This is a genomic window from Clostridium bornimense (assembly GCF_018917145.1).
Lineage (GTDB): Bacteria > Bacillota > Clostridia > Clostridiales > Clostridiaceae > Clostridium_AN > Clostridium_AN bornimense_A.
This window is the reverse complement of sequence record NZ_JAHLOD010000026.1, coordinates 1-26,229: the sequence shown is the minus strand read 5'-3', so window position 1 is coordinate 26,229 and position 26,229 is coordinate 1. Positions and strand designations below refer to the sequence as shown.

At 29.0% G+C, this 26,229-nt stretch carries 23 protein-coding genes and 1 pseudogene; 22 read left to right on the top strand and 2 right to left on the bottom strand.

Annotated elements, in window-relative coordinates:
- Positions 1 to 292 precede the first annotated feature (292 nt).
- The 20 genes from KQI30_RS10290 (at position 293) to KQI30_RS10195 (ending at position 22,650) form a co-directional block, all read left to right on the top strand.
- Entirely contained in the window at positions 293 to 832 is a 540-nt protein-coding gene (locus KQI30_RS10290) for a helix-turn-helix domain-containing protein (protein ID WP_216463219.1), read from the top strand.
- A gap of 16 nt (positions 833 to 848) precedes the next feature.
- The gene (potA, locus tag KQI30_RS10285; RefSeq protein WP_216463218.1) at positions 849 to 1,892 is read left to right on the top strand and encodes a spermidine/putrescine ABC transporter ATP-binding protein; all 1,044 of its coding nucleotides are present in this window, start codon (positions 849 to 851) and stop codon (positions 1,890 to 1,892) included.
- Between the two features lie 2 nt (positions 1,893 to 1,894).
- On the top strand, positions 1,895 to 2,728 hold the full coding sequence (locus tag KQI30_RS10280; protein ID WP_216463217.1) for an ABC transporter permease: 834 nt from the start codon (positions 1,895 to 1,897) through the stop codon (positions 2,726 to 2,728).
- The gene (locus KQI30_RS10275; protein WP_367397847.1) at positions 2,725 to 3,510 is read left to right on the top strand and encodes an ABC transporter permease; all 786 of its coding nucleotides are present in this window, start codon (positions 2,725 to 2,727) and stop codon (positions 3,508 to 3,510) included. Before KQI30_RS10280 ends, KQI30_RS10275 begins: the two co-directional genes overlap by 4 nt.
- Positions 3,503 to 4,558, top strand: a complete 1,056-nt coding sequence (locus tag KQI30_RS10270) for an ABC transporter substrate-binding protein (protein WP_216463215.1) — start codon at positions 3,503 to 3,505, stop codon at positions 4,556 to 4,558. Before KQI30_RS10275 ends, KQI30_RS10270 begins: the two co-directional genes overlap by 8 nt.
- A gap of 145 nt (positions 4,559 to 4,703) precedes the next feature.
- A complete protein-coding gene (locus tag KQI30_RS10265; RefSeq protein ID WP_216463214.1) occupies positions 4,704 to 4,895 on the top strand; it encodes an alpha/beta-type small acid-soluble spore protein in 192 nt (63 codons plus the stop codon).
- A 113-nt stretch (positions 4,896 to 5,008) separates the two neighbouring features.
- Positions 5,009 to 5,845, top strand: coding sequence for a hypothetical protein (locus tag KQI30_RS10260; RefSeq protein WP_216463213.1), 837 nt, complete (start codon positions 5,009 to 5,011; stop codon positions 5,843 to 5,845).
- Positions 5,817 to 6,851, top strand: coding sequence for a hypothetical protein (locus KQI30_RS10255; RefSeq protein WP_216463212.1), 1,035 nt, complete (start codon positions 5,817 to 5,819; stop codon positions 6,849 to 6,851). Before KQI30_RS10260 ends, KQI30_RS10255 begins: the two co-directional genes overlap by 29 nt.
- A 100-nt stretch (positions 6,852 to 6,951) precedes the next feature.
- Complete coding sequence (locus tag KQI30_RS10250; protein WP_216463211.1) at positions 6,952 to 7,899, top strand: carbohydrate kinase family protein; 948 nt, start codon at positions 6,952 to 6,954, stop codon at positions 7,897 to 7,899.
- A 216-nt stretch (positions 7,900 to 8,115) separates the two neighbouring features.
- On the top strand, positions 8,116 to 9,666 hold the full coding sequence (locus tag KQI30_RS10245) for an AbgT family transporter (RefSeq protein WP_216463210.1): 1,551 nt from the start codon (positions 8,116 to 8,118) through the stop codon (positions 9,664 to 9,666).
- A 760-nt stretch (positions 9,667 to 10,426) separates the two neighbouring features.
- Positions 10,427 to 13,012 (top strand): bifunctional acetaldehyde-CoA/alcohol dehydrogenase, encoded by a 2,586-nt coding sequence (gene adhE, locus KQI30_RS10240; protein ID WP_216463209.1) that lies wholly within the window; start codon positions 10,427 to 10,429, stop codon positions 13,010 to 13,012.
- 172 nt (positions 13,013 to 13,184) lie between these two features.
- Complete coding sequence (locus KQI30_RS10235) at positions 13,185 to 13,736, top strand: hemerythrin domain-containing protein (RefSeq protein ID WP_216463208.1); 552 nt, start codon at positions 13,185 to 13,187, stop codon at positions 13,734 to 13,736.
- A 222-nt stretch (positions 13,737 to 13,958) separates the two neighbouring features.
- On the top strand, positions 13,959 to 14,456 hold the full coding sequence (locus KQI30_RS10230; RefSeq protein ID WP_216463207.1) for a GNAT family N-acetyltransferase: 498 nt from the start codon (positions 13,959 to 13,961) through the stop codon (positions 14,454 to 14,456).
- Positions 14,457 to 14,493: 37 nt separating this feature from the next.
- Positions 14,494 to 16,080, top strand: coding sequence for an ABC-F family ATP-binding cassette domain-containing protein (locus KQI30_RS10225; protein WP_216463206.1), 1,587 nt, complete (start codon positions 14,494 to 14,496; stop codon positions 16,078 to 16,080).
- Positions 16,081 to 16,186: 106 nt separating this feature from the next.
- Complete coding sequence (locus KQI30_RS10220) at positions 16,187 to 16,867, top strand: response regulator transcription factor (protein ID WP_216463205.1); 681 nt, start codon at positions 16,187 to 16,189, stop codon at positions 16,865 to 16,867.
- Complete coding sequence (locus tag KQI30_RS10215) at positions 16,857 to 18,224, top strand: HAMP domain-containing sensor histidine kinase (RefSeq protein WP_216463204.1); 1,368 nt, start codon at positions 16,857 to 16,859, stop codon at positions 18,222 to 18,224. Before KQI30_RS10220 ends, KQI30_RS10215 begins: the two co-directional genes overlap by 11 nt.
- A 146-nt stretch (positions 18,225 to 18,370) precedes the next feature.
- On the top strand, positions 18,371 to 18,622 hold the full coding sequence (locus KQI30_RS10210) for a phage holin family protein (RefSeq protein WP_216463203.1): 252 nt from the start codon (positions 18,371 to 18,373) through the stop codon (positions 18,620 to 18,622).
- Between the two features lie 35 nt (positions 18,623 to 18,657).
- Positions 18,658 to 20,034, top strand: coding sequence for an MATE family efflux transporter (locus tag KQI30_RS10205; RefSeq protein ID WP_216463202.1), 1,377 nt, complete (start codon positions 18,658 to 18,660; stop codon positions 20,032 to 20,034).
- Positions 20,035 to 20,316: 282 nt separating this feature from the next.
- A complete protein-coding gene (locus KQI30_RS10200; protein WP_216463201.1) occupies positions 20,317 to 21,345 on the top strand; it encodes a hemolysin family protein in 1,029 nt (342 codons plus the stop codon).
- Between the two features lie 96 nt (positions 21,346 to 21,441).
- Complete coding sequence (locus KQI30_RS10195) at positions 21,442 to 22,650, top strand: NADP-dependent isocitrate dehydrogenase (RefSeq protein ID WP_216463200.1); 1,209 nt, start codon at positions 21,442 to 21,444, stop codon at positions 22,648 to 22,650.
- A 411-nt stretch (positions 22,651 to 23,061) separates the two neighbouring features.
- Here the strand turns inward: KQI30_RS10195 and KQI30_RS10190 are convergent, their stop codons facing one another.
- Positions 23,062 to 23,334: an acylphosphatase gene (locus KQI30_RS10190; protein ID WP_216463199.1), complete on the bottom strand. Its 273-nt coding sequence runs from the start codon at positions 23,332 to 23,334 to the stop codon at positions 23,062 to 23,064.
- A gap of 187 nt (positions 23,335 to 23,521) precedes the next feature.
- On the opposite strand from KQI30_RS10190, the gene KQI30_RS10185 reads away from it, so the two are divergent.
- Positions 23,522 to 24,916, top strand: a complete 1,395-nt coding sequence (locus KQI30_RS10185; RefSeq protein ID WP_216463198.1) for an alanine/glycine:cation symporter family protein — start codon at positions 23,522 to 23,524, stop codon at positions 24,914 to 24,916.
- 141 nt (positions 24,917 to 25,057) lie between these two features.
- The gene (locus KQI30_RS10180; RefSeq protein WP_216463197.1) at positions 25,058 to 25,804 is read left to right on the top strand and encodes an rRNA adenine N-6-methyltransferase family protein; all 747 of its coding nucleotides are present in this window, start codon (positions 25,058 to 25,060) and stop codon (positions 25,802 to 25,804) included.
- Between the two features lie 257 nt (positions 25,805 to 26,061).
- Here the strand turns inward: KQI30_RS10180 and KQI30_RS17680 are convergent.
- Positions 26,062 to 26,229, bottom strand: a pseudogene (locus KQI30_RS17680) (transposase); the annotation flags it as partial.

Below are 26,229 nucleotides of genomic sequence, written 5' to 3'. Positions count from 1 at the left end.
AAGTTGTGAAAAATGGCAATGTTATTATAGTAACTATTTATTAGCAAATTCAAAGAGGTTTTTTATATCTGGTTAAGTACCATATTGATATACGTTGAATAATTTAATATATCATAATAAATACAATGAGTCTGTTGCACAATGAATTAAAGTTGTGCAACAGCTTTTTTTATAAAAAATAAAATAAAAAAACTATTGAATTAATATATAAAAATATATATAATCTAAAATGTTGTTTAGTAATTTTAAACTTAATGTTTTATATATAATTACATAAAAAGGAGGTGGAAGTTTGCAAATTGGAGAGAAAATAAAAAGACTTAGGATAGAAAAACAACTTACACAGCAAGAGTTAGCTAATAGATGTGAACTTTCTAAGGGATTCATTTCTCAATTAGAAAATGATTTAACATCTCCATCCATAGCTACCCTTGTAGATATATTACAAATATTAGGTACAAATCTAAAGGAATTTTTTAATGATCAAGATAATCATAGAGTAACCTTTAGTAAAGAGGATATGTTTGAGACGGAAGATGAAGAGCTTGGATATAAGCTTATGTGGTTAATTCCTGATGCACAAAAGAATGATATGGAGCCAGTAATGGTAACATTATCTCCAGGTGGACAGTATGTAGAGGAAGAGCCTCATGAAGGTGAAGAATTTGGTTATGTATTAAATGGAACAATAACATTACATATAGGGGATAAAAAGTATAAGGTTAAAAAAGGAGAAAGTTTCTATTTTAAACCAAGAGCAAATCACTTTATTTCAAATAATAGTAAAAGTGAGGCTAAGGTTATATGGATAAGTACTCCGCCATCATTTTAAAGTAGAGGTGTTTATTATGAGTGAGAAGATTATAGAAATTAAAAATTTGTCAAAGACCTTTGGAGATAATACAGTTTTAGATAATTTAACATTAGACATTGAGAAAGATGAATTTCTTACTTTGCTAGGACCTAGTGGATGCGGAAAGACTACTTTATTAAAGATATTAGCAGGGTTTGAATCTGCTGATGAAGGTGAAATATTGTTTAATGGTAGAAAAATAAATGATATACCTTCTTATGAGAGAACTATTAATACAGTTTTTCAAAAGTATGCGTTGTTTTCTCATATGAATGTATATGAAAATGTGGCTTTTGGGCTTAGAATAAAGAAATTACCTAAAAATGAGATAGATTCAAAGGTTAAGGAAATGTTGAAACTTGTAGCTCTTGAAGGTTTTGAAAAAAGAAAAATAGATTCTTTAAGTGGTGGACAGCAACAAAGGGTTGCAATTGCCAGAGCATTAGTAAATGAACCTAAGGTATTGCTTTTAGATGAACCATTAAGTGCATTAGATCTTAAACTTAGAAAAGAAATGCAAATAGAGCTTAAGAAGATACAAAAGAAGGTTGGTATTACATTTATATTTGTAACTCATGATCAAGAAGAGGCACTTACTATGTCAGATAAAATTGTTGTTATGAATAAAGGTGTTATTCAACAAATGGGAACTCCTCAGGATATTTATAATGAACCAGTAAATTCTTTTGTAGCAGATTTCATTGGAGAAAGTAATATTGTACCAGGAGTTATGCTTGAAGATTATAGCGTTAAATTCAACTATCATGTATTTCCATGTGTTGATAAGGGATTTAAAGAAAATGAAGATGTAGAAGTTGTTATAAGACCAGAAGATATAAAGATGGTTAATGAAGATGAAGGTATGCTAAAAGGTAAAGTATTATCATCTATTTTCAAGGGCGTTCATTATGAGATAGAAGTTAAAGGAAATGAAACAACATGGATAATACATAGTACAAAAACATATCCTGTTGGATCAATGATAGGATTAGATATACATCCTGAAGATATTCATATTATGAGAAAAGAGGTAGGTTAAATATGAAAAAGAAATCTTGGATAACTTATCCTTTAGTAGTATGGAGTGTTTTATTTATAGTAGTACCTGTATTATTAGTAATATTTTTTAGTTTTACTGAAAAAGTAGACGATAGTTATATATTTTCTTTAACTCATTATAAAAGATTAATGAATCCTGTATATTTTAATGTATTTTTTAGATCTATATGGCTTGCATTAATATCTACAGTTATTTGTTTACTAATTGGATATCCAATTGCTTATATTTTGGCAAAAAAACCTGAAAATAAGAGAAACTTTTTTCTTTTAGTATTTATTTTACCTATGTGGATGAATTTCTTGCTTAGAACTTATGCATGGATGTCTATACTAGGTAGAAATGGGATTATAAACAGCATTTTAACTACTATAGGACTAAAGCCGTTAGACTTATTATATAGTAATGGAGCAGTTTTACTTGTAATGGTATATAACTTTTTACCATTTATGGTTCTTCCTATATATACATCATTAACTAAGATGGATAAGGATGTTATTAATGCTGCTTATGATTTAGGAGCAAGATCATCTCAAGTATTTAAAAGAGTTATTTTTCCACTTAGTATACCAGGAGTCGTTTCAGGAATAACAATGGTATTTATGCCAGCTGTATCTACTTTTGTAATATCTAGATTATTAGGTGGCGGACAATATATGCTAGTAGGAAATTTAATAGAGCAACAATTTACAACAGTAGGGGATTGGAACTTTGGTTCAGCAATATCTATTTTTATGATGATATTAATTTTAATATCTATGGCTATTATGAATAAATTTACTGATGAAGGAGATAGAGAAGGAGGCGGATTATTATAATGAAAAAATTAACATCAAATATATATTTATTTTTAGTATTTATATTTTTATATGCGCCTATATTTACTATGGCTTTATTCTCCTTTAATAACTCTAAATCTATGTCAAGATGGAATGGGTTTACTTTTAAATGGTATAAAGAACTTTTTCATGATGAAAGAATAATGACAGCGTTATTTTATACTATTGTAGTAGCAATAATAGCAGCAACTATAGCAACAATTATAGGAACATTAGGTGCAATTGGAATAGATAGAATGACAGGTGCTAAGAGAAAGATTATAACTAATATAAATTATTTACCAGTATTAAATCCTGATATAGTTACAGCTGTAGCACTTATGTCTTTATTTGTATTTGTGAAATTAGATTTAGGATTTATAAGTATGCTTTTAGCACATATCACCTTCGATATACCTTATGTAGTTTTAGCAGTGCTTCCAAAGATAAAGCAATTACCTGATAATATCCAAGAAGCAGCTATGGATCTAGGAGCAAAACCAATGTATGCAATAAGAAAAGTAGTAATACCTCAAATAAAACCAGGTATTATGTCTGGATTTTTAATTGCATTTACTATGTCTATAGATGATTTTGTAATAAGTTTCTTTAATACAGGAAATGGTGTTACAAATTTATCAATTGAGGTATATTCTATGGCTAGAATAGGTATAAATCCAGCAATAAATGCATTATCAACTATAATGTTTATTTGTGTATTTATATTATTGGTGGTAGCTAATAGAAAGAAGCCAAATAGAAGAGGTGATATAAATGAGTAAGTATGTTAGAAGTATAAATATATTTTTAATAATTACTTTAGTATTATCATCAATGTTACTTTCAGGATGTGGTGGTAAATCTTCAGCAGATGTACTTAACATATATAATGTTGGAGATTACATAGATGAAGAATTGTTAGATAAGTTTACTAAAGAAACAGGAATTAAAATTATTTATGAAACTTATGATACTAATGAAATAATGTATCAAAAATTAAAAAATGGTGGTAATAAATATGATTTAGTATTTCCATCAGATTACATGATAGAAAAAATGAAGAATGAAGATATGTTGTCTCCTATAGATTTTAATAATATTCCTAATTTTAAAAATATAGACGAGGAATTTTTAAATCAATCTTACGATGTTAATAATGAATATAGTGTTCCTTATTTCTGGGGAACTTTTGGTATACTTTATAATACTACTATGGTGAAAGAAAAAGTGGATAGTTGGGATATACTTTGGGACAAAAAGTATAAGAAAAATATTCTTATGTTTGACTCGGTAAGAGATACTATGGGAATTTCACTTATAAGATTAGGTTACTCACTTAATACAACTAATTATAAAGAGTTAGAAAAAGCTAAGGAAGAATTATTAAAACAAAAGCCATTGGTTTATGCTTATGTAAATGATGAAGGTAAGGATAGACTTATCAATGATGAAGTAGCTATGGGAATAATATATTCTGGTGATGCTGTAACTTTAATGAATGAAAATAAAAACTTAAGATATGCAATTCCAAAAGAGGGAACTAATAAGTGGGTTGATGCTATGTGCATACCAAAAGATGCAGAAAATAAAAAGGAAGCAGAAATGTTTATTAATTTTATGTTAGACCCTGAAAATGCAAAGCAAAATATTGATTATGTAGGATATTCAACACCTAATAGAGCAGCTTATGAGATTTTAGATGAGGAAACAAAGAAAAATGAAGTTGCATATCCTAAAGATTCTGTTATGAAGAATACAGAAGTCTTTAAAGATTTAGGTGATTATATAAAAGTTTATGATGACTTGTGGTTGGAAATAAAATCAAAATAGACTAGTTAAAAATAATGCAGGATAAACTAAGATATGTTTCCAGTAGTAAACTAGTGTATAAAAATCTCCTCTGGGTAAATTAATATTACAAGGCGATAATAAAATCTCTTGTAAAAAGTATTATAATTAGAGGAGGACGAGAGTTATGTCAAGTTCATCACAAAAATTAGTACCAGAAGCAAAGAATGGATTATCAAAATTCAAACAAGAAGTTGCAAGTGAATTAGGAGTTCAATTCACTGATTATAATGGAAACTTAAGCTCTAAACAATGTGGATCTGTAGGTGGAGAAATGGTTAAGAGAATGGTTTCTGAATATGAAAACAAAATAAAATAATTAGTTATATAAACAGAAAAAGTTGTCGTGCAAAAGTGCGGCAACTTTTTTTTACATTAAAATATAAGTTATTGAATATAAATTACTAATCACTATTTTAAGGTTAGGTGTTTATGGGAAAAGAAAAGGTTTCAATAACTATAGAAAATCCAATGATAAATATTGAGGATACAAAAAATATAGATTTGATTGTAAAAATAAAAAATAATATGAATACTAATTTAGAAACTTTATTGATTAAGGAGGAGAGAAACCCGTATATTTCATGGATTAGTGAAAATAAGGAGATGGTTTTAGGAAAGCTAGATAAAGGAGAAAGTACTACCGTTTTGTTACCAGTTTCAATAGTGAATTTACCAGAAGTTATAAACAATCCTTTTAATATTAAAACAGACAGTGGGTATTTAGTAGAATATCAGGAGGTATATCCACCAATAAAATTTAATATAAGAGGGGAATATAGTTATCTAAATAATGATGAAATGTCTATGGATTTTGATTATAGCAACAATATATTAATAGGAAATACTAGTGTGGCAAATACTAGAAGTTATTTTTCTCAGATAATAGAATTGTCTTGTGATGAAAAAAATATAGAGTTTGTAAAGAATGTATCTGTTGAAGAAGAAATAAAAGCTATGGATAAGAAGAAAGAAGTTAAGGGAAAATCAAAAGTTGAGATAGAAGGAAATTTAAAAATAACAATAGATTATAAAGTTGCAAGTGAGGAAAACTTAAGGAGAATTATTAATAATATAAATTTTAAAAAGGTAGTGTTTGTTCCTAAAGATTTTGAAATAGATAAAAGAGCTTTAAATATAAAATTTAATTTGTTAAGTATGACTCATGTTGTAGATAACTTATTCAATTTGGAAGGAATTCTGTTTATAGTTGCTAATGGATATTCAAGGGGGATTATTGATGAGGAAATTAATAGCCAATCAAAATAGTATTTTAGATGATTCATGGGAAAATGAGAAGATAAAGAACATAAATGAATTTTTAAAGGAAATAGGATTTGAAGAAAAGAGTATATTAAAAGGAGTATGTGGAAATATATCATATTATAATAAGGATATAAATATGTTTGTTCCACAGGGAATAGATATTCCAAAAGATTCAATTATATTTTTACATTATCCATGTAATTATCTTGACCCTATAACAATTGAAATTTTAAAAAGTACAAAGGAAGATAGACAAAATAAAATAGTTACTTTAGTGCATCAATTAAATATTTTTAGTTATGATCTTAATTTGTATAATGATGTGGAATTTTTAAATGGTAGTGATTATGTATTTGTTCATACTAATGATATGGGAAGGTTTTTAAAAAAGAATGGATTAAAATCAGAAACAATACCTATCAATGGCTTTGATTATTATGTAGAGGGAGAACTTAAAGAAAGAAAAGATAGGGAAGAAACAGATAAGTATTCCGTAGATTATATATGTGATACAAGAAGTGATGAAGATTATATTCTAAGCAATTTTAATAGAATGAGAATGAAAAATTATTATGTAAATTACTATTCAGCCAAAAGAGGTACAGGAGGAGAACTGGCACCGATAACAGATATAAGATATTTGGGTAAGGTAGACTACAAAAATGTATATAAAGAGTTAAGTGGTGATTTTGGAATAGTGTATCCTATGTGTAATGCCAAATTATCTGATGAAAAGTCATTAAAGTTATTTACGTCAGTAGAAGAAACTATTTATATTCTTAATGGTATGCCATTAATTGTATTTAGTGATAATCCTAATGCATCATTTATAAAGAAAGAAGGCATTGGTATAGTAGTTAATTCTTTAGAGGATATAGATGAATCATTAGGACGTTTATCCAATAGAAGATACAATGAAATGAGAAGAAAAGTTAATAGAATAAGAGATAAATATTCAAGAGGATTTTATATAAAAAGGGCTATGGAAAATTTAGAGTCGATGTTATAAAAGCTTATAGATGCCTATTGGTTTAAAATAACTTTTAATATTATGTTACTTTTCCAAGATAATTATGATAAAATATCGTTGAAGTTTGGAGGAGTTTAATATGAACATGTATGAAGAAAAATATGTAGTAGTATTAGGGGCATCGGTAGTAGATATATTTGGATTTTGTTCTTGTAAGTATAAGCAATATGATTCTACACCAGGGAACATAAAAATGTCTTTTGGGGGAGTAAGCAGAAATATAGCTGAGAATATGGCTAGAATGGGGATAAATACGAAGTTCATCTCAATTTTAGGTGATGATGAAATGGGAAAAAGTATATTAGAACATTCTAAGAAAATAGGATATGATATGAGTGATTCATTGATACTAAAAGATAGTTCTACGCCAACATATTTAGCAATTTTGAATGATGAAGGTGAGATGGTTTCAGCTATTGCAGATATGAAATCAATTGATAAGTTAAATACTGATTTTATTGATAGCAAAGATGAAGTTATAAAAAATGCTGAGTATGTATTCTTAGATGCAGATAATCCTGAAATTTTAGAATATATCTTAAAGAAATATCAAGGAGATACAAAGTTTGTATTAGATCCGATATCAGCTTCAAAAGCTGAAAAAGTAAAACATCTTATAAAATATTTCCATACTATTAAACCAAATAGACATGAAGCAGAAGTACTTTGTGGTTTTAGTATAAATAATTATGAAGATTTAAAAAGAGCTGGTGAATATTTTATATCATTGGGAATAAAGAATGTCTTCATATCTCTAGACTGTGATGGAATATATTATGTTAGTACATGTGAAAGTGGAAAAATAAAAGCTGAAAATGTAGAAGTTAAAAATGTTACAGGAGCAGGAGATGCTTTTGTTGCAGGAATAGGATATGGATATATTAATAACTTAAAGATAAAAGAAATAGTTAAGATTGCAATAACTATGTCTTCTATTACAATTTCACATGAAGATACAATACATCCTTTTATGAATTTAGAATATGTTCTTAATTCTATAGGAAATTATAGTTGGGTTGAAAACTAAATAAATTTTAAAAAATCTATTCAGAAATTATGAGTTTTGAATAGATTTTTTAATATAATCGAAATTAATAAATAAATTTATTTTTTATTATTAAATTCGATAAAATATTTACAAAATAATAAAACTATGATAACATAATCTCAGTATTGATGTACAAGTGTGCGTACAAAACGTTCAGAGGGGCTATTTTCAATAAATATATGAGGTGAGAATAGTATGCAAAAGAAGAAGAAGGGACTTTTCGCAAGGTTCCTAGATGGAGTTGAAAAGGTAGGAAACAAATTACCGCATCCAGTAACAATTTTCTTTTTACTATGTCTTTTAATAATTGGGGTATCTGCAGTACTTGCAGCTTTTGATATATCATTAACATATACAAAGGTAGATACAAAGACTAGTGAAATAATTACAGTTACGGATTCAGTTAAAAGTTTATTATCGGCAGAAGGTATAAGATATATATTAACATCTATGGTTAGTAATTTTACAGGGTTTGCACCATTAGGAGCAGTTCTTGTTCCAATGCTAGGTGTTGGACTAGCTGAACATGTAGGACTTATTTCTGCAATGATTAAAAAGTTAGTTCTTGGTACACCAAAGGGATTAATAACAGCAGTTGTAGTTTTTGCTGGGGTTATGTCAAATGTAGCAGGTGATGCAGGTTATATAGTATTAGTACCACTTGGAGCAATTATTTTTGGTTCTTTTGGAAGAAATCCAATTGCAGGACTTGCAGCAGCCTTTGCAGGGGTTTCTGGTGGATTCAGTGCTAATTTAATATTAGGTACAATAGATCCATTACTTTCAGGTATTTCTACAGAAGCAGCAAAAATAGTAGATCCAGACTATTTTGTATCGCCAATGTCTAATTATTTCTTTATGGCAGTTTCAGTAGTATTAATAGTTGTTTTAGGTACTATTGTTACAGAAAAAATTGTTGAGCCAAGACTTGGAAAATATGAAGGCAAAATAGATGAAAATGAAAGTGTTACTACAATTACTAAAGATGAAAAAAGAGGTTTAAGATTTGCATTAATTTCATTTTTAGCTATAGTTGCAGTAGTTTTATTTATGACTGTTCCTACAAATGGAATCTTAAGAAGTGAAGCTGGAGAGTTAATTTCAGCAGGATCTCCTTTTATGGATTCTATTGTAGTAATAATATTCTTAGTGTTTATTGTACCTGGTATAGCATATGGTATAGGTGCAAAAACTATTAAAAATGATAAGGATGTTGAAAAAGCATTATCAATATCAATAAAATCAATGTCAGGATATGTTGTAATGGTATTCTTTGCAGCTCAATTCGTTAACTATTTTAATTATAGTAATATAGGTACACTTATTGCAGTTAAAGGTGCAGAACTATTACAATCACTTAACTTCCAAGGGTTACCGTTATTAGTTTGCTTTATTTTAATGTGTGGCTTCATAAACTTATTTATGGGATCAGCATCAGCAAAATGGGCAATAATGGCACCAATATTTATCCCAATATTCATGGGAATTGGATTATCGCCAGAAGCAACACAAGTTGCATTTAGAATTGGAGATTCAGTAACAAATCTTATTACACCACTTATGACGTACTTTGCTCTTATAGCAGTAACACTTCAAAAGTATGATAAAAAAGCAGGAATGGGAACACTAATATCAACAATGGTTCCATATTCAGTTGTATTTACTATTGGATGGACAATTCTTCTTATAGTATGGTACTTAATTGGATTACCACTTGGACCAGGAGCACCGATATTTTTAGGATAATGTATATACAGAGAGAGACTTTGTGATATTTGTTTAGATTAAGGAGCTATCGCGTTAACAAATGAAAATTTGTTAGTGATAGCTCCTTTTTTATCAAGGCACAAGTAAGGCTAATTCACAATTCAGTGCACAGTTTCAGTTAATTTTCCCCGATGCGGAAGATATTTTAGTCCTTAGGGCGGCGAGGTAGAATTATCTAGTGCATGTATAAAACTATTATACTTAAGTGTTATTTCTCATAAATCATGAGCTTCTATTTCAAGCTATATGAAGGTGCAACCTTCATTATCCCTTTGTGATAGTTATATATCAAATATAAATATCTTAAGGAAGCTAAAACTTACTATATACCCAAAAATCCATCACTGTGCCTTCATACTTGTGCCCTGACTTCTATTTTGCTGAAAAAACTGCCGCACTCTAATCTATAAGTTCTTTGTGCGACAGTCCCATCAATAACTGTGAACTGAAAACTGTGCACTGATATATACCTGTGCCTTAAAAAGCTGTTACCTTCATATGAAATATGAATCATAATATTATTTTAAATGTGCATAATAAAAGTTGTGTTAAATATGTATGGATATGTTTTGAAATTATTTATAGTATTTTCACATAAATATATTTTAGAGAAAAATGAAAACTTTTTCAAAAAACTAAAAAGATGATTATCAGAATAGTTTAAATTGTTAGAATATTATGATAAAATTTTTTTAGAAGTTATGAAAAGTAAGGAAAAGTTAAGTTTTAGGAGGACGTTATGGAAGTTAGAAATATTGAAGAATTAATGAATAAAATAGAAGAAGTAAGGGACGCACAAAGAGAATTTTCAACATTTACTCAAGAACAAGTAGATGAAATTTTTAGGCAAAGTGCTATGGCGGCTAATAATGCTAGAATTCAATTAGCAAAGATTGCAGTAGAAGAAAGTGGAATGGGGATTGTTGAAGATAAGGTTATAAAAAATCATTTTGCATCAGAATACATTTATAATCAATATAAAGATGAAAAAACTTGTGGGGTAATAGAAAAAGATGAGTTTTTTGGAATTACTAAGATAGCAGAACCAATAGGTGTTGTTGCAGCAGTAGTTCCTACAACAAATCCTACTTCAACAGCGATTTTTAAAGCACTAATAGCTTTGAAAACTAGAAATGGTATAATTTTCTCACCACATCCAAGAGCAAAAGGGGCTACTATTAAGGCTGCAAGAATTGTGTATGAAGCTGCAGTTAAGGCAGGTGCACCAGAAGGAATAATTGGATGGATTGATGAGCCATCAGTAGAACTTTCACAAACACTAATGAGAGAAGCTGATATAACTTTAGCTACTGGAGGACCAGGAATGGTAAGGGCAGCATATTCATCAGGGAAGCCTGCTATTGGTGTAGGTGCTGGAAATACTCCTGCAATTATAGATTCTTCTGCTCATATTAAAATGGCTGTATCATCAATATTATTATCAAAAACTTTTGATAATGGTGTAATATGTGCATCAGAGCAATCAGTAATAGTGTTAGATGATATTTATAACAACGTAAAAAAAGAGTTTCTTGAAAGAGGAGCTTATATATTAAATGAAGAAGAAGTAAATAAAGTTAGAGATATAATTCTTATAAATGGTGTATTAAATGCTAAGATAGTAGGGCAATCAGCAGTTAAAATTGCAGAAATAGCAGGTATTACTGTTCCTGAGAATACAAAAGTGTTAATTGGTGAAGTAGAATCAGTAGAATTAGAAGAGCCATTTTCACATGAAAAGTTATCACCAATTCTTGCAATGTATAAAGTAAAAGATTTTGAGGAAGCTCTAGAAAAAGCAGCTAGACTTGTAGAACTTGGTGGATTTGGTCATACATCAGTTTTATATGTAAATCAAAATGTTGAGAGAGAAAAAATTAAGGCATTTGGAGCGAGAATGAAGACTGGTAGAACAATAGTGAATATGCCTGCAGCACAAGGTGCCATCGGTGACTTATACAATTTTAAGCTTGCGCCATCACTTACTCTTGGATGTGGATCATGGGGTGGTAATTCTGTTTCAGAAAATGTAGGAGTTAAGCATTTATTAAATGTTAAGTCAGTAGCTGAGAGGAGAGAAAATATGCTTTGGTTTAGAGTACCGGAGAAAGTTTATTTTAAATTTGGATGCATGCCTGTAGCATTACAAGAATTAAAAGATATGAAGAAAAGGAAGGCATTTATTGTTACTGATAAAGTGTTATATTCTTTAGGTTATATAGATAAAATTACAGATGTGTTAAGAGATATGGATATAGATTTCAAGGTATTCTTTGATGTTGAACCAGATCCAACTTTAAAAATAGCAAGAAAAGGTGCAGAGGAGATGAAGTCATTTGTTCCAGATACAATTATTGCAGTTGGTGGTGGATCACCAATGGATGCAGCTAAGATTATGTGGGTTTTATATGAACATCCAGAAGTGAAGTTTGAAGATTTGGCTATGAGATTTATGGATATTAGAAAAAGAGTATATAAGTTCCCAACTATGGGAGAAAAGGCTATGATGATAGCTGTGCCTACTTCTGCTGGAACAGGTTCAGAAGTTACACCATTTGCAGTTATAACAGATGAAAAAACTGGAGTTAAGTATCCATTAGCAGATTATGCACTTACACCAGATATGGCTATAATTGATGCTGAACTTATGATGAATATGCCAAAGGGACTTACAGCAGCTTCTGGTATAGATGCGCTAACACATGCTATAGAAGCTATAGCATCAGTGCTTGCATCTGAATACACAAATGGATTAGCATTAGAAGCTATAAGAATAATATTCAAGTATTTGCCACGGGCTTATGATGAAGGAACTACAAATGTTAAGGCAAGAGAAAAAATGGCTCATGCAGCAACAATGGCAGGAATGGCATTTGCTAATGCCTTTTTAGGAATTTGTCATTCAATGGCTCACAAATTAGGTGCATTTCATCATGTTGCACATGGAGTTGCCAATGCTTTACTAATTAATGAAGTAATTAAATTTAATGCTGTAGAAAATCCAAGAAAGCAAGCTGCATTTCCACAATATAAATATCCAAATGTTAAAGCAAGATATGCAAGAATTGCAGACTTTTTAAATCTTGGAGGTAAGGATGATGATGAAAAGATAGAAAATTTAATAAAAGCTATTGATGAACTAAAAGCAAAAGTTGATATGCCAAAGGATATAGCATCAACTGGAATAAGTGAAAAAGATTTTTATGCATCACTAGATGAAATGTGCGAGCAAGCTTTTGATGATCAATGTACAGGAGCTAATCCAAGATATCCGTTAATAAGTGAAATTAAAGAGATGTATATAAATGCGTATAAAATGAAATAGCAATTAAAGGAGGAGGTGGTGATATTGCCTTCTTTTTTATATTAATAACTTGGTTATAAGCTATATTTCAATATGATTAAGGAGTAAGTTTAAGAAGGTAACCTACGTTACGGAAAAAAGTTTCACTATAATATATACTAATGATAGAAAAAGCGAATAAGGAGATATTGATATGAACGCAATAGACTTAATGAAGGAAGAACATAGATATATTGAACGTATGCTTAAAGTTATAAGAGAAGTATCTTTAAGAATTTTAAAAGGAGAAAAAGTGGAATATGATGATTTATATTCTATTATAGGTTTTGTTAGAGAATATGCAGATGGACATCATCATAATAAAGAAGAAGTATTATTATTTAATAGAATGATAGAAAACCTAGGATCTACAGGGGAAGTTATCGTAAGAAATGGTATGCTAGTAGAACATGATTTAGGTAGATTATATATAAAAAATTTAGAAGAGGCTATCGGAAGATTAAAAGATGGCAGTGAAGATGCTAAATTAGATATAATTGCGAACTTGATATCTTATACAGACTTGTTAAAACGTCACATTGACAAAGAAGATAATGTGGTATATAATTTTGCAGCCAGAGGACTAAAAGAAGAAATTCTTATAAAGCTAGATGATAAATGTATAAAATATGAAGTAGAAAATGAAGCAATAAAAGCAAAAAATATATCTTTATTAGAATCATTAGAGAAAAAATATTTATTTTAATAGAATACAGTAAGCTATAAGAAAAGTATTATAAGATAGTGGCATATTTTATAATACTTTTTTGTTGTCTTAAACATGGAAATAAGAAAAAATATAAAAAAATATTAATAAATATGCAAAAAGTGTGTAATTTTATTCATAACAATGATATTATAATAAGTAGGAAAAGATGGTTTCGGATTTTAAAGATGGAAGTATCAACTTGTATTGGGGGAATTAGTCTTGAAGGATGTAAAGTTTAGATTTATAGAAATATATTCAAAAGAATATGAAGAAATAAAAATTATGAGATATGAAGCTCTATTTAAAGATTGTAAAACAAATCATTATCATGAAGCGGCAGATATAGAGTATGACAAAAAAAGTATGCATTTTGCTGGATATGATGGAAATAATTTAGTTGCATATTGTAGACTTACTGTAGAAGGTGATATTGGGAAAATATCAAGGGTATTTGTATCAAAAAAATATTTAAAACAAGGATTTGGAAAGCAATTAATTAATAATCTTATAGATAGATGTTTAGACATGGAAATAAAAAAGCTAGAATTAAACTCAAGAGAAAGTTCATTAAAGTTTTATGAAAAATTAGGATTTTATAGAAGTGGAGAACTTATAGTTTCTAAGGAAAGCATGCTAACATTAATACCTATGGTTAGAGAAGTAAGTAGGTATACAGTTGTAGAGAAGGGTATTAATACAGAAAAAACTATGGTATAATAGGAAGACTATATTTCATAGAAAAGGTGATAAAATAATGATAACAGTTACAAATGTAAGTTTACGTTACGGAGATAAAAAGTTATTTGAAGATGTTAATTTAAAGTTTACTGCAGGTAATTGCTACGGAGTTATTGGAGCTAATGGAGCAGGAAAATCAACTTTCTTAAAGATATTATCAGGTGATGTTGAACCAAACACAGGGGATGTTTCTATAGATCCAGGTGTTAGAATGTCAGTGTTAAAACAAGATCACTATGCATTTGATGAATTTACTGTTTTAGATACAGTTATAATGGGTAATAAAAGATTATTTGAAATAATGAAAGAAAAAGATGAGTTATATGCTAAACCAGATTTTTCAGAAGAAGATGGAATAAAGGCGTCTGAGTTAGAAGGAGAATTTGCTGAACTTAACGGATGGGAAGCAGAATCAGAAGCTGCAATGTTACTTCAAGGTTTAGGAATAGGATCAGATCTTCATTATACTTTAATGAGTGAGTTAGCTGGGGGAGAAAAGATAAAAATCCTTTTAGCTCAAGCATTATTTGGTAAACCTGGTATACTAATTCTAGATGAGCCTACTAACCACTTAGATATAAAATCAATAAATTGGTTAGAAGAATTCTTAATTAACTTTGAAGGTACAGTTATAGTAGTATCTCACGATAGACACTTCTTAAATAATGTATGTACTCATATAGCAGATGTAGACTTTGGTAAGATTAAGATATTTGTAGGTAACTATGATTTCTGGTATCAATCAAGTCAATTAGCTCTTCAATTAGCAAAAGAGCAAAATAAGAAAAAGGAAGAAAAAATTAAAGAACTTCAAAACTTTATTGCTAGATTCTCTGCCAATGCATCTAAATCAAAACAAGCAACTTCAAGAAAGAAAATGCTTGATAAGATTTCTTTAGATGACATTCAACCATCAAGCAGAAGATATCCATTTGTAGGATTTACTCCAACTAGAGAAGTTGGTAATGATATATTAATGGTAGATGGTTTAAGTAAAACTATAGACGGTGTTAAAGTACTAAATAATGTGAGTTTTACTATAAATAAAGATAATAAAGTAGCTTTTGTTGGTGATGAAATATCAGTAACAACTTTATTTAAAATTTTAGCTGGGGAAATGGAACCAGATGAAGGATCAATTAAGTGGGGAGTTACTATAACAACAGCATATTTCCCTAAAGATAACTCAGAATACTTCAATGGTTGTGATTTAAACCTAGTTGATTGGCTTAGACAGTTCTCAGATGAGAAGAGTGAAAGTTACTTAAGAGGTTTCTTAGGTAGAATGTTATTCTCAGGAGATGAGCCATTAAAGAGTGCTTCAGTATTATCAGGGGGAGAAAAGGTTAGATGTATGTTATCTAGAATGATGTTATCTGGTGCTAATGTTCTTATGTTAGATCAACCTACAAACCACTTAGACCTTGAATCAATAACTGCTGTTAATAATGGTCTTGTTAATTATAATAGTGTAGTATTATTTAGTTCTCATGACCATGAATTCTTACAAACTGTTGCAAATAGAGTAATAGAAGTTACTCCAGAAGGATATTTAGATAGATTATCTACTTATGATGAGTTCTTAGAGTTCAAAGGAATGTAATATATTCAAATAAATTGTAAAAAACCGTTGGTAAATACTTGCCAACGGCATTTTTATAAGCGATACTATTTATAGGGAGAAATAAATAAATACGAGGTGAATTGATTTGAATAGAATTTTATTAATTGAGGATGAAACTTTAGTAAGTGATGTAATAAAAAAGTATTTAGAAAAAGAAGGATATGAAGTATATGTTACTGATAATGGGGCAGAAGCATTGAATCTTTTTAGATCTTTAAATCCTTCAATGATAATATTAGATTTAATGTTGCCTGATATGGATGGAGAAGATATATGCAAAGAGATAAGAAGAGAATCAGATGTATATATTATTATGTTAACAGCAAAGAGTTCTTTAGAGGAAAAAATTGAAGGACTAGCTATTGGAGCTGATGATTATTTAGTAAAGCCATTAAGTCCTAGAGAATTAGTTGCAAGAGTAAATGCTGTATTTAGAAGAGTTGGAAAAGAAGATGAAGACGTTATTATTGTCCATGATGGAGAAATCGTTATAAATAATGAAGAAAGACAAGTTTATAAAAAAGGAGAAGCTATAGATTTAACACCAAATGAATTTGACATACTATATACATTAGCAAAAAATAAAGGAAAAGTTTTTTCAAGAGAAATGCTTATAGAAATTGTATTTGGTATGGATTTTGAAGGATATGATAGAACAGTAGATACACATATTAAGAACATAAGAAAGAAAATAGAAGATGACAGTAAAAATCCTAAATATATTCATACAGTAGTAAAGGTAGGATATAAATTTGATGAAAAATAAGACGACATTACAGAGAAGAATGTTATATATTATAATAATCTCTTCTATAATTACTATAATAATCGCTTCTCTTTTAATTAATAAAACTATGAGCAATAAGTTTAATGAATATATTGAACAGGTTGGAGAAAATAGTAATAAAAAAATAGTTGAAAGTATAGAAGCTGAATACAATAAGTATCAGGTTTTAGATGAAAGAGTAGGCGAAGCACTTTATAGAGATGCATATATGGGTAATTATTATTTGACACTAATAAATAAAAATGGTGAAGTAGTGTGGAAAATGGACGAAAATGACATTATCGCTTTGAGTGAAGAAAAAGCTAGTAAAAAAGATTTAGGTGTGTATGATGCACCTAAGTATCAATTAGTAAGTGGTGATAAAGAAGTTGGTTATGTTATTATCGGGAGATATTCATCACTACTTACTTCAGAAAGAGAAGTGAACTTTAAGAGTTCAATAAATAGAAACGTAATAGCCAGTGGATTTATGGCAATACTTATAGCCATTGCTTTGGCGATAATTGAATCTAGACAATTGAGTAAACCAATAGAAGAATTATCAAAAACAGCGGAAGAAATATCGAAAGGTAACTTTTCAGTAAGAAGTTATGAGTTTAGTAATATAAGAGAAATAGAGGCTTTGAGGGAAAGTATAAATAACTTAGGAGAAAGCTTATATAATGGTGAAGTTGTTAGAAAGAGGTTAGTTAGTGATGTATCTCACGAACTTAGGACACCACTTAACATATTACAAAATAACTTAGAAGCAATGATAGATGGAATTATACCTATTTCTACAGAAAAGTTAGAAATAATAAATGATGAAGTTGTTAGATTTTCTAAGTTATTAGATAACTTAAAAGTTCTTAAATCTTTTGAAGAACATTCTATCAAGATGAATTTAAAACATTTAGATTTAAATAAAATTTTAAGAAGTACTTGTGAGAATTTTAGGTTATCATTTGAAGACAGAGAAGTATCTTTAGAATATATAGAAGAAGGCAAAGCAGTAATCATTGGAGATGAAGTTAAAATAAGAGAAGTATTAGTTAATATACTGAGTAATTGTTTGAAATATGTTAGACCAAAAGGCGTAGTAAAAGTACATTTAAAGGAATTAACAGATACCATAGAAGTTATTGTATGGGACAATGGTATGGGCATAAACAAAAATGACTTAAAATTTGTTTTTGAAAGACTTTATAGAGCTGATAAAAGTAGAAACAGTGACGGATTAGGTTTAGGTCTTACAATATGTAAGTCAATTATGGAGTCTCATGGTGGAAAGATATTCTTGGATAGCAAAGAAAACCATTGGACAGAAGTAAAGTTGGTATTTAATAAGATAAAATAATAATATTAAATAGGCAGTCGTTATAGAAATAGGCGAAAGCCTATTTTTAGTGCACTGTTATAGAAATATATAAATAATAAATTGTCATGTATCACATTCTTATGAATATATAATGTAATAGATATTTTTATTTATGGAGGTATATGATGGATTTATTGAAGTATATAACGGATAAGATGATTATACTTATACCTGTATTGTATATCATTGGGATGATAATAAAAGGTACTGAGAAAATAAAGAATAAATATATTCCTGTTATACTTTTACCGCTTGGAATAGTGGGAGCTATAGCAATAGGTGGATTAAATGTGGACTCTATTCTACAAGGTATTTTAATAACAGGGGTAACTGTGTATGGAAATCAATTAATTACACAATATAGGAAGGAAACTTAAAAATTTAAAAGTTAAACAAATGAAAAGGAGAAATGATGAATAAACAGACTAATTTAACTGAAGGAAATATATATAAGGCACTAATAAAGATTGCTTTGCCTATTATGGGTACATCATTTATACAGATGGCTTATAACATGATTGATATGATTTGGATAGGGAAGGTAGGAACTTCCGCAGTAGCAGCGGTGGGAACCGCTGGTTTTTATACTTGGTTTGCTACATCGCTTTTAGTTCTATTTAGAGCTTCTGTTGAGATAAAAGTTTCACAGGAGGTAGGAGCAAAAAATTATAAATCAGCTCAAAAGTACATAACTTCTGGAATAGTAGCAACATTAATCTTATCAGTATTATATATGATTATTATATTGGCATTTACAGGTCCTCTTATTGGATTTTACAATATAAGTGATAAATCAGTAGTAATGATGAGTGAGGAATTTTTAAGAATAATATCACTAGGGATGATATTTACTTTTATTAATCCTGTTTTAACTGGTATATTTAATGGAACTGGTGATAGTAGAACTCCTTTTTATATAAATATAGTTGGATTAATATTTAATATTATTTGTGATCCATTACTTATATTTGGAGTAGGTCCAATAAAAGCTATGGGTGTTGAAGGGGCAGCTATAGCCACAGTTTTGGCACAAGGGATTGTAACTTTATTATTTATAATAATTATTCTAAGAAGTAAAAATAATATTTATAAAGTAAAATTAAGAGAAGATTTTGATTTATCTTATGTGAAAATTCTAGCTAAAATAGGATGGGCGCCGGCATTACAAAATATGTTGTTCACTATATTTTCAATGATACTTGGAAGAATTATTTCAGTATGGGGTGCGGTACCTATAGCTGTTCAAAAAGTCGGATCACAAATAGAGGCTATATCATGGATGACAGCCGGTGGTATTTCTACGGCATTAACTACTTTTGTAGGTCAAAATTTCGGAGCAAAAAAATATAAGAGAATTATTCATGGGTATTATAGTGCCATTGTTATAGCAACTATAGTAGGTGCTTTAGCTACAGTGCTATTTGTCATATTTGGCGAGGAGATTTTTAGTATTTTTATTGGCGAAAGTGAAAGTATAATAGCTGGAGGAGTATATTTAAGAATCTTAGGTTATTCACAAATATTTATGTGTCTAGAAATAACTACGGCAGGGGTGTTTAATGGTTTATCAAGGACTGGTATTCCATCAGCAATAAGTATTATTTTAACAGGAATGAGAGTGCCACTTGCATATATATTATCGAAACCACATATAATGGGATTAGATGGAGTTTGGTGGAGTATATCAGCATCGTCAATAGGTAAGGGTGTTTTGATTATTATAATTTTTGTGAGTTTATATAAAAGTGGAAAGTTATTTACAACTAAAGAAAATCTAATAGAAGCTTAATAATTTAAAGGGCTACTGTATAACAAATTTATTACATCATTAGATGAATAAATGATACATTGTTTATACAGTAGCCTTTACTTGTAAATAGAAATAGTAAATGTTTTGTAGAAATAAGATATTTTAAGTATAACTATTTTTTTTATAGGGAAAAATATTTTAAATTGAATTTGTTATTTCACATAAATTATTTTATATAAATATATATTACATACTTGTCAAAATAAGATAAAAACAATAAAATATTATTATTCAAATTTTTTATGGGGTGAGGAAAATAAAATGGAATCGAGTTTGATTAGAGTGGCAGCTATAGTAATACTAATATTAATTAATGCCTATTTTGTGGCGTTGGAATTTGCAATTGTGCAAATAAGGTCATCAAAAATAGATATGTTAATTCAAGAGGGAAATAAAAAAGCTTTAAAATGCAAAATAGTTAAAGACAATTTAAATTCATATTTATCATCTACACAACTGGGGATTACTTTAGTAGGGTTATTTTTAGGATGGATAGGTGAACCTACAGTATCTGAATTGATAAGTCCAATATTAGATCATATTACCAGTAATAACGGAATAAAAACTACAATTTCTTTTATTTTTTCTTTTGCTTTAATAACTTTACTTGAAGTTGTTTTTGGGGAACTTGTTCCTAAGGCTATGGCACTAGCTAAAACTGAAAAATGTAACTTAATGCTAGATGGTTCTTTAGTTATTTTTCATAAATTAACTTATCCAATTACAATGGCATTTGATAAATTAACAGAACTTTGTTTAAAGCCATTCGGAATGGAAGTAATGGATGAAAGTCAAGAGATATATACTAGAGATGAGTTAGAGATGTTAGTTAATCAAAGCATAGACGATAAAAGAGATCAATTACTTTTAGCTAATGCATTTCAATTTTCTGATTGTAAAGCTGAGGATATAATGATTCATAGAACAAAGATGGTTTGTATAGATGTAAATGATTCTCAAGACGAAATTGTAAAGATTATTACTAATAATGGATATACTCGTTATCCTGTAATAGATAAGGAAAAGGATAATATAATTGGTTTTGTTCATGTTAGAGATATTTATAGAGATATTGTTGCAGATAACAAACTTGACTTACAAGGATGCATAAGAAAAGTAAGTACTTTTACTGAAGATATGAAGATTAGAGATATTTTTAAACAACTAAAAGAGAAGAAAGAACAGATTGCTATAGTAGTAGATGAATTTGGTGGTACAAGTGGATTATTATCTTTAGAAGATATTATAGAAGAACTTGTTGGTGATATAGAAGATGAATTTGATGAATAGAATTAACAATTCATTATGAAATAAATTGTAAAATTATTAAATGTGATGTATAATCAGTATAATATTAGTAAGTTTGTTAAAAGGGGGGGCATAATAATGAAAAAAATACCTATGATAACTCCATTAGTTGAAATGGATGGAGATGAAATGACAAGAATAATATGGAAAATGTTAAAAGATGAATTAATCTTGCCATATGTTGACTTAAACACTGAATATTATGATTTAGGGTTAGAACATAGAAATGAAACAAATGATCAAGTTACTATTGATTCAGCAAATGCAATAAAAAAATATGGTGTTGGTGTTAAGTGTGCTACAATAACTCCAAACCAAGCGAGAATGAGTGAATATGACTTAAAAGAAATGTGGAAAAGTCCAAATGGAACAATAAGAGCAATATTAGATGGAACTGTATTTAGAAGTCCTATTATTGTAAAAAATGTAAAACCATTTGTTAAGACATGGAAGAAACCAATAACAATAGCAAGACATGCATATGGTGATATATATAAAAATGTTGAGATAAAAGTTCCTGGAAAAGGACAAGCAACCTTGTCTTTTACAAATGAAGCTGGAGAGACTGTAAGTGAGGTAATTCATAACTTTGATGGTCCTGGTATTATCATGGGAATGCATAATACAAATAAGTCAATAGAAAGCTTTGCAAGAGCATGCTTTAGTTATGCTCTTGATAGAAAAGAAAATCTTTGGTTCTCATCAAAAGATACTATATCAAAGAAATATGATCATACATTTAAAGATATTTTTGCAGATATATATGATGCTGAATTTAAAGAAAAATATGAAGAGGCAGGAATTGAATATTTCTATACATTGATAGATGATGCTGTAGCGAGAGTTATCAAGTCAGAAGGTGGCTTTGTATGGGCATGTAAAAATTATGATGGAGATGTAATGAGTGATATGGTAGCTACTGCCTTTGGATCTTTAGCTATGATGACTTCTGTTTTAGTATCACCAGAAGGGTATTATGAATATGAAGCTGCCCATGGAACTGTACAAAGACATTATTATAAACATTTAAAAGGTGAAGAAACATCAACAAATTCTATGGCTACAATTTTTGCATGGACAGGCGCTCTAAGAAAAAGAGGAGAACTTGATAAAAATAAAGATCTTATAGCTTTTGCTAATAATTTAGAAAAAGCTTCTATAGATACTATAGAAGAAGGGGTTATGACTAAAGATATGGCACTTCTTGCAGAAGGACAAACTAAAGTTGTTAACACTGAAGATTTTATAAAAGAAATAAGAATAAGATTAGATAGATGTTATAATTAGTAGTAAGTAAAAGGAAACTGTTACACGAAAGTGTGGCAGTTTTTTTTGAGGGCACAGGTATGAGGGCACAAGGCACAGGGATATAACAGGGCACAGTTGTGGATGAAATTCCCTTTGGGGGAATTTCTGAGATTTTAAGTGTGATAATTTTGTGTATAGAATAAGTTAGTTTTTTTAAGGTACTTATATTTGATACAAAACTATTACAAGGGGCTAATGAAAGTTAAACTTTCATGTAGCTTGGACTAGGAACTTTAGATTTGTGAAAAACAACACTTAATCACATAACGTTCCGTTAATATCAAATAGAAGTACATTATAATGTTTCAAAATATAATCACCACCAGTAGTTATCTACAATTATTTTACTACAACTATGGTGGTGAATATATACATAAAATGGAATATTCATTAATAAATCATCTTGAATTTTTTTTCATTTTTAACCAAAGGGATTTCCCTTACTTCATGATATGTAACTTTAGAATATCCATTACCTTTAACAAGTTTATTAGTAAAGTTAAATAGTTCTCTTTCATCGCCTTGAATTTCTAATAAAACATCACCATCATCTAAATTTTTGATCCATCCTGTTATATTAAAGTTAGTAGCTACAGATTCAGCAAAAAATCTAAAGCCTACTTGTTGTACTCTTCCTTCAAATCTTACAGAGAGTCTTTTCATAAAATCACATCCTTTATATTATTATAGAATGAAAATAGTATAAATATCAAAAGAATGCAAATTGATAAAAGTACAAGCTAGGGACGAAAAAACTTACAAATTGTCAATAAAAACAAAAAAACTTGATAAGTTTTATGTAATTTGATAATATTATTAAAAAGATACAAAAGATAAAAAGGAGAAAAGAATGGAGAAGTTTTTAGATAAAATTGATGGAAGCATATCTACATATGTTATGGTTCCATTATTGATTATAGTGGGACTTATTTTTACATTTAGAACAAAGTTTGTACAAGTGATACACTTCAAAGATATGATAAAGCTTTTAACAGAAGGAACATCAAAAGATGATAAAGATGGAATCTCATCATTCCAAGCTTTTTGTATGTCTACAGCATCTAGAGTTGGAACAGGAAATCTTGCAGGAGTAGCACTTGCTATATCAATAGGTGGAGCAGGAGCTATATTTTGGATGTGGTTATTAGCTATTATTGGTGGTGCATCTTCATTTATAGAAAGTACGTTAGCACAGATATATAAAGTTAAAGATGGAGATACATATAGAGGTGGACCGTCTTATTATATACAACAAGGACTTAATCAAAGATGGTTAGGAATTGTTTTTGCAATACTAATTACTATTACTTTCGGGTTAGTATTTAACTCAGCGCAATCAAATACTATATCAGAAGCGTTGATCACAGTTTTTAATAATGATTCTATTAAGCCTATTTATATAGGAATTATATTAGCAATAATAACAGCATTAATTATCTTCGGAGGAGTTAAGAGAATAGCAAAGGTATCTGGAGTTATCGTTCCTATAATGGCAGTTTTATATATAGGAATAGCATTTGTAGTAATAATCTTAAATATAAAAGAAATACCAGCGGTAATAAGTTTGATTTTTAGAAATGCTTTTGGATTTGAAGAGATAGTTGGTGGAACTTTTGGTGGAATGGTTATGATAGGGATCAAAAGAGGACTATTTTCTAATGAAGCAGGTATGGGTAGCGCACCAAATGCTGCAGCTACAGCAGAAGTTTCTCATCCTGTTAAACAAGGGTTAATTCAAACATTAGGAGTATTTACAGATACAATTTTAATATGTACATGTACAGCAATGATAATATTATTGTCAGATGTATATACTGTTGGAGAGGTATCAGGAATAGCTTTAACACAAAAAGCATTATCATCACATATTGGAGGATTTGGAAACATATTTATCGCAGTGTGTATATTTTTCTTTGCTTTTTCATCTATAATTGGTAATTACTATTATGGTGAAACTAATCTAGAGTTTATAAATACTAGTAAAACATTATTAATTGTTTATAGAGTATTTGTAGTAGTTATGGTTATATTAGGAACTATTGCGCCGCTTGGAGTAGTATGGGCCGCTTCAAATATATTTATGAGTCTTATGGCACTTATAAATTTACTAGTGATACTTTTATTAGGAAAGAAAGCTTTAGATGCTTTAGAAGATTATAGAAAACAAAAAAGAGAAGGTAAAAACCCTGTTTTTACAAAGAAATCTATTGAAGGAATAGAAAACGTAGAATGTTGGGATAAATAAGATAAAAGGAGCTGTGGCAATAACGAATGAAATTTCGTGAGCATAGCTCCTTTTTTAATTCACAACGATTATTATTGTTGTGTAATAGTTTCTTTTCTGCTATTTTATAATAAGTAGATTTTGATAAATGGGAGGAAGATTATGATACCTTTTAAGAGTAGTTATTATCAAAATAAGATTGAAGAGTTTGCATCTAAGGTTAAAACAAATGAAGATTTTTCTGTTAATCAATGCAGGATATATTGGGATTTTTATAAAGAAGGAAAACATAAAGGGTATATGCATGTATTCAAGGGAGTCCTTAGAAATGTACCTTGTCTTTATGAAAATGATATGTTATGGATGAGTTTGAATGGAGAAGAGATTGGGGGATATTATGAAGCTTTAAGAAGAGCTAAAGGTATAGTCGGAGTAGTAGGTCTTGGTATTGGATATTTTGTAGAAGAATTAGCATCCAAAGCAAAGGTTGAAAAAGTAATTGTATATGAAAATAATGAAGATGTAATAGAAATTTACAATAAGTTATTTGATAAAAATGAAAAAATAGAAATAGTGAATTGTGATGCTAGAGATGCAAAGGGAGAGAAATTTGATTTTTTCTTTGTAGATATATATAGACATGAGTTTAATGAAGATATTGTAGATGATTATAAATTATTTAATAAAAATCATGATATAAAAGAATATAGTTTCTTTGGTATGGAACATTTTGTTCTTAGTTTAAGAGAAGAAGATATAAAAGAGGCAGTAATGCCAGAATATTGGTTAGCTATGAGTAAAAATGTTGGGGATAAATTTTTTGAAAGTAAATATAAAGATAATTTTATTCCTGTAAGCTATAAAAAGGCTAAAAGTATATATGATAAATTTAAATTAATTTTATTATAAAAAATCTATCGAAAGATTAACTTTCGATAGATTTTTTGTATTAATAAATATAAATATCTGGAATTAACATACGATAATATACAAGGAATAATTAATAGGAATAGATAGTGTAAAGTTTGCTATGAAAAAATAATATAACAAAAAACACTATCTTTTTGAAAATTTAAAGTAGTAAATTAAAGAAATAATTTAAATTTGAGCATGACAAAAAGACCTTTAATGAAGGCAAAAAAATTTATATTTGGTTATATAATCCGTTAGGAAGCATTTTTTTCTTGGATATCTAAAATAGCTTGCTGTCCTAACCTGATTAATATTTGCCATTTGGCAGGCATATTATCGATACCATCAAGAGCTTCAAGTTCATTAAGTGGTTTCCAATAGTTATATGGATGAGGTCTTAGAAAGTTATAATATGCGACCCA

Excerpts from the sequence above, each read along its gene's own strand:
- potA (WP_216463218.1), top strand. The coding sequence starts at position 849 with ATGAGTGAGAAGATTATAGAAATTAAAAATTTGTCAAAGACCTTTGGA.
- KQI30_RS10280 (WP_216463217.1), top strand. The coding sequence starts at position 1,895 with ATGAAAAAGAAATCTTGGATAACTTATCCTTTAGTAGTATGGAGTGTT.
- KQI30_RS10270 (WP_216463215.1), top strand. The coding sequence starts at position 3,503 with ATGAGTAAGTATGTTAGAAGTATAAATATATTTTTAATAATTACTTTA.
- KQI30_RS10265 (WP_216463214.1), top strand. The coding sequence starts at position 4,704 with ATGTCAAGTTCATCACAAAAATTAGTACCAGAAGCAAAGAATGGATTA.
- KQI30_RS10260 (WP_216463213.1), top strand. The coding sequence starts at position 5,009 with ATGGGAAAAGAAAAGGTTTCAATAACTATAGAAAATCCAATGATAAAT.
- KQI30_RS10255 (WP_216463212.1), top strand. The coding sequence starts at position 5,817 with ATGAGGAAATTAATAGCCAATCAAAATAGTATTTTAGATGATTCATGG.
- KQI30_RS10250 (WP_216463211.1), top strand. The coding sequence starts at position 6,952 with ATGAACATGTATGAAGAAAAATATGTAGTAGTATTAGGGGCATCGGTA.
- KQI30_RS10245 (WP_216463210.1), top strand. The coding sequence starts at position 8,116 with ATGCAAAAGAAGAAGAAGGGACTTTTCGCAAGGTTCCTAGATGGAGTT.
- adhE (WP_216463209.1), top strand. The coding sequence starts at position 10,427 with ATGGAAGTTAGAAATATTGAAGAATTAATGAATAAAATAGAAGAAGTA.
- KQI30_RS10235 (WP_216463208.1), top strand. The coding sequence starts at position 13,185 with ATGAACGCAATAGACTTAATGAAGGAAGAACATAGATATATTGAACGT.
- KQI30_RS10225 (WP_216463206.1), top strand. The coding sequence starts at position 14,494 with ATGATAACAGTTACAAATGTAAGTTTACGTTACGGAGATAAAAAGTTA.
- KQI30_RS10215 (WP_216463204.1), top strand. The coding sequence starts at position 16,857 with ATGAAAAATAAGACGACATTACAGAGAAGAATGTTATATATTATAATA.
- KQI30_RS10210 (WP_216463203.1), top strand. The coding sequence starts at position 18,371 with ATGGATTTATTGAAGTATATAACGGATAAGATGATTATACTTATACCT.
- KQI30_RS10205 (WP_216463202.1), top strand. The coding sequence starts at position 18,658 with ATGAATAAACAGACTAATTTAACTGAAGGAAATATATATAAGGCACTA.
- KQI30_RS10200 (WP_216463201.1), top strand. The coding sequence starts at position 20,317 with ATGGAATCGAGTTTGATTAGAGTGGCAGCTATAGTAATACTAATATTA.
- KQI30_RS10195 (WP_216463200.1), top strand. The coding sequence starts at position 21,442 with ATGAAAAAAATACCTATGATAACTCCATTAGTTGAAATGGATGGAGAT.
- KQI30_RS10190 (WP_216463199.1), bottom strand. The coding sequence starts at position 23,334 with ATGAAAAGACTCTCTGTAAGATTTGAAGGAAGAGTACAACAAGTAGGC.
- KQI30_RS10185 (WP_216463198.1), top strand. The coding sequence starts at position 23,522 with ATGGAGAAGTTTTTAGATAAAATTGATGGAAGCATATCTACATATGTT.
- KQI30_RS10180 (WP_216463197.1), top strand. The coding sequence starts at position 25,058 with ATGATACCTTTTAAGAGTAGTTATTATCAAAATAAGATTGAAGAGTTT.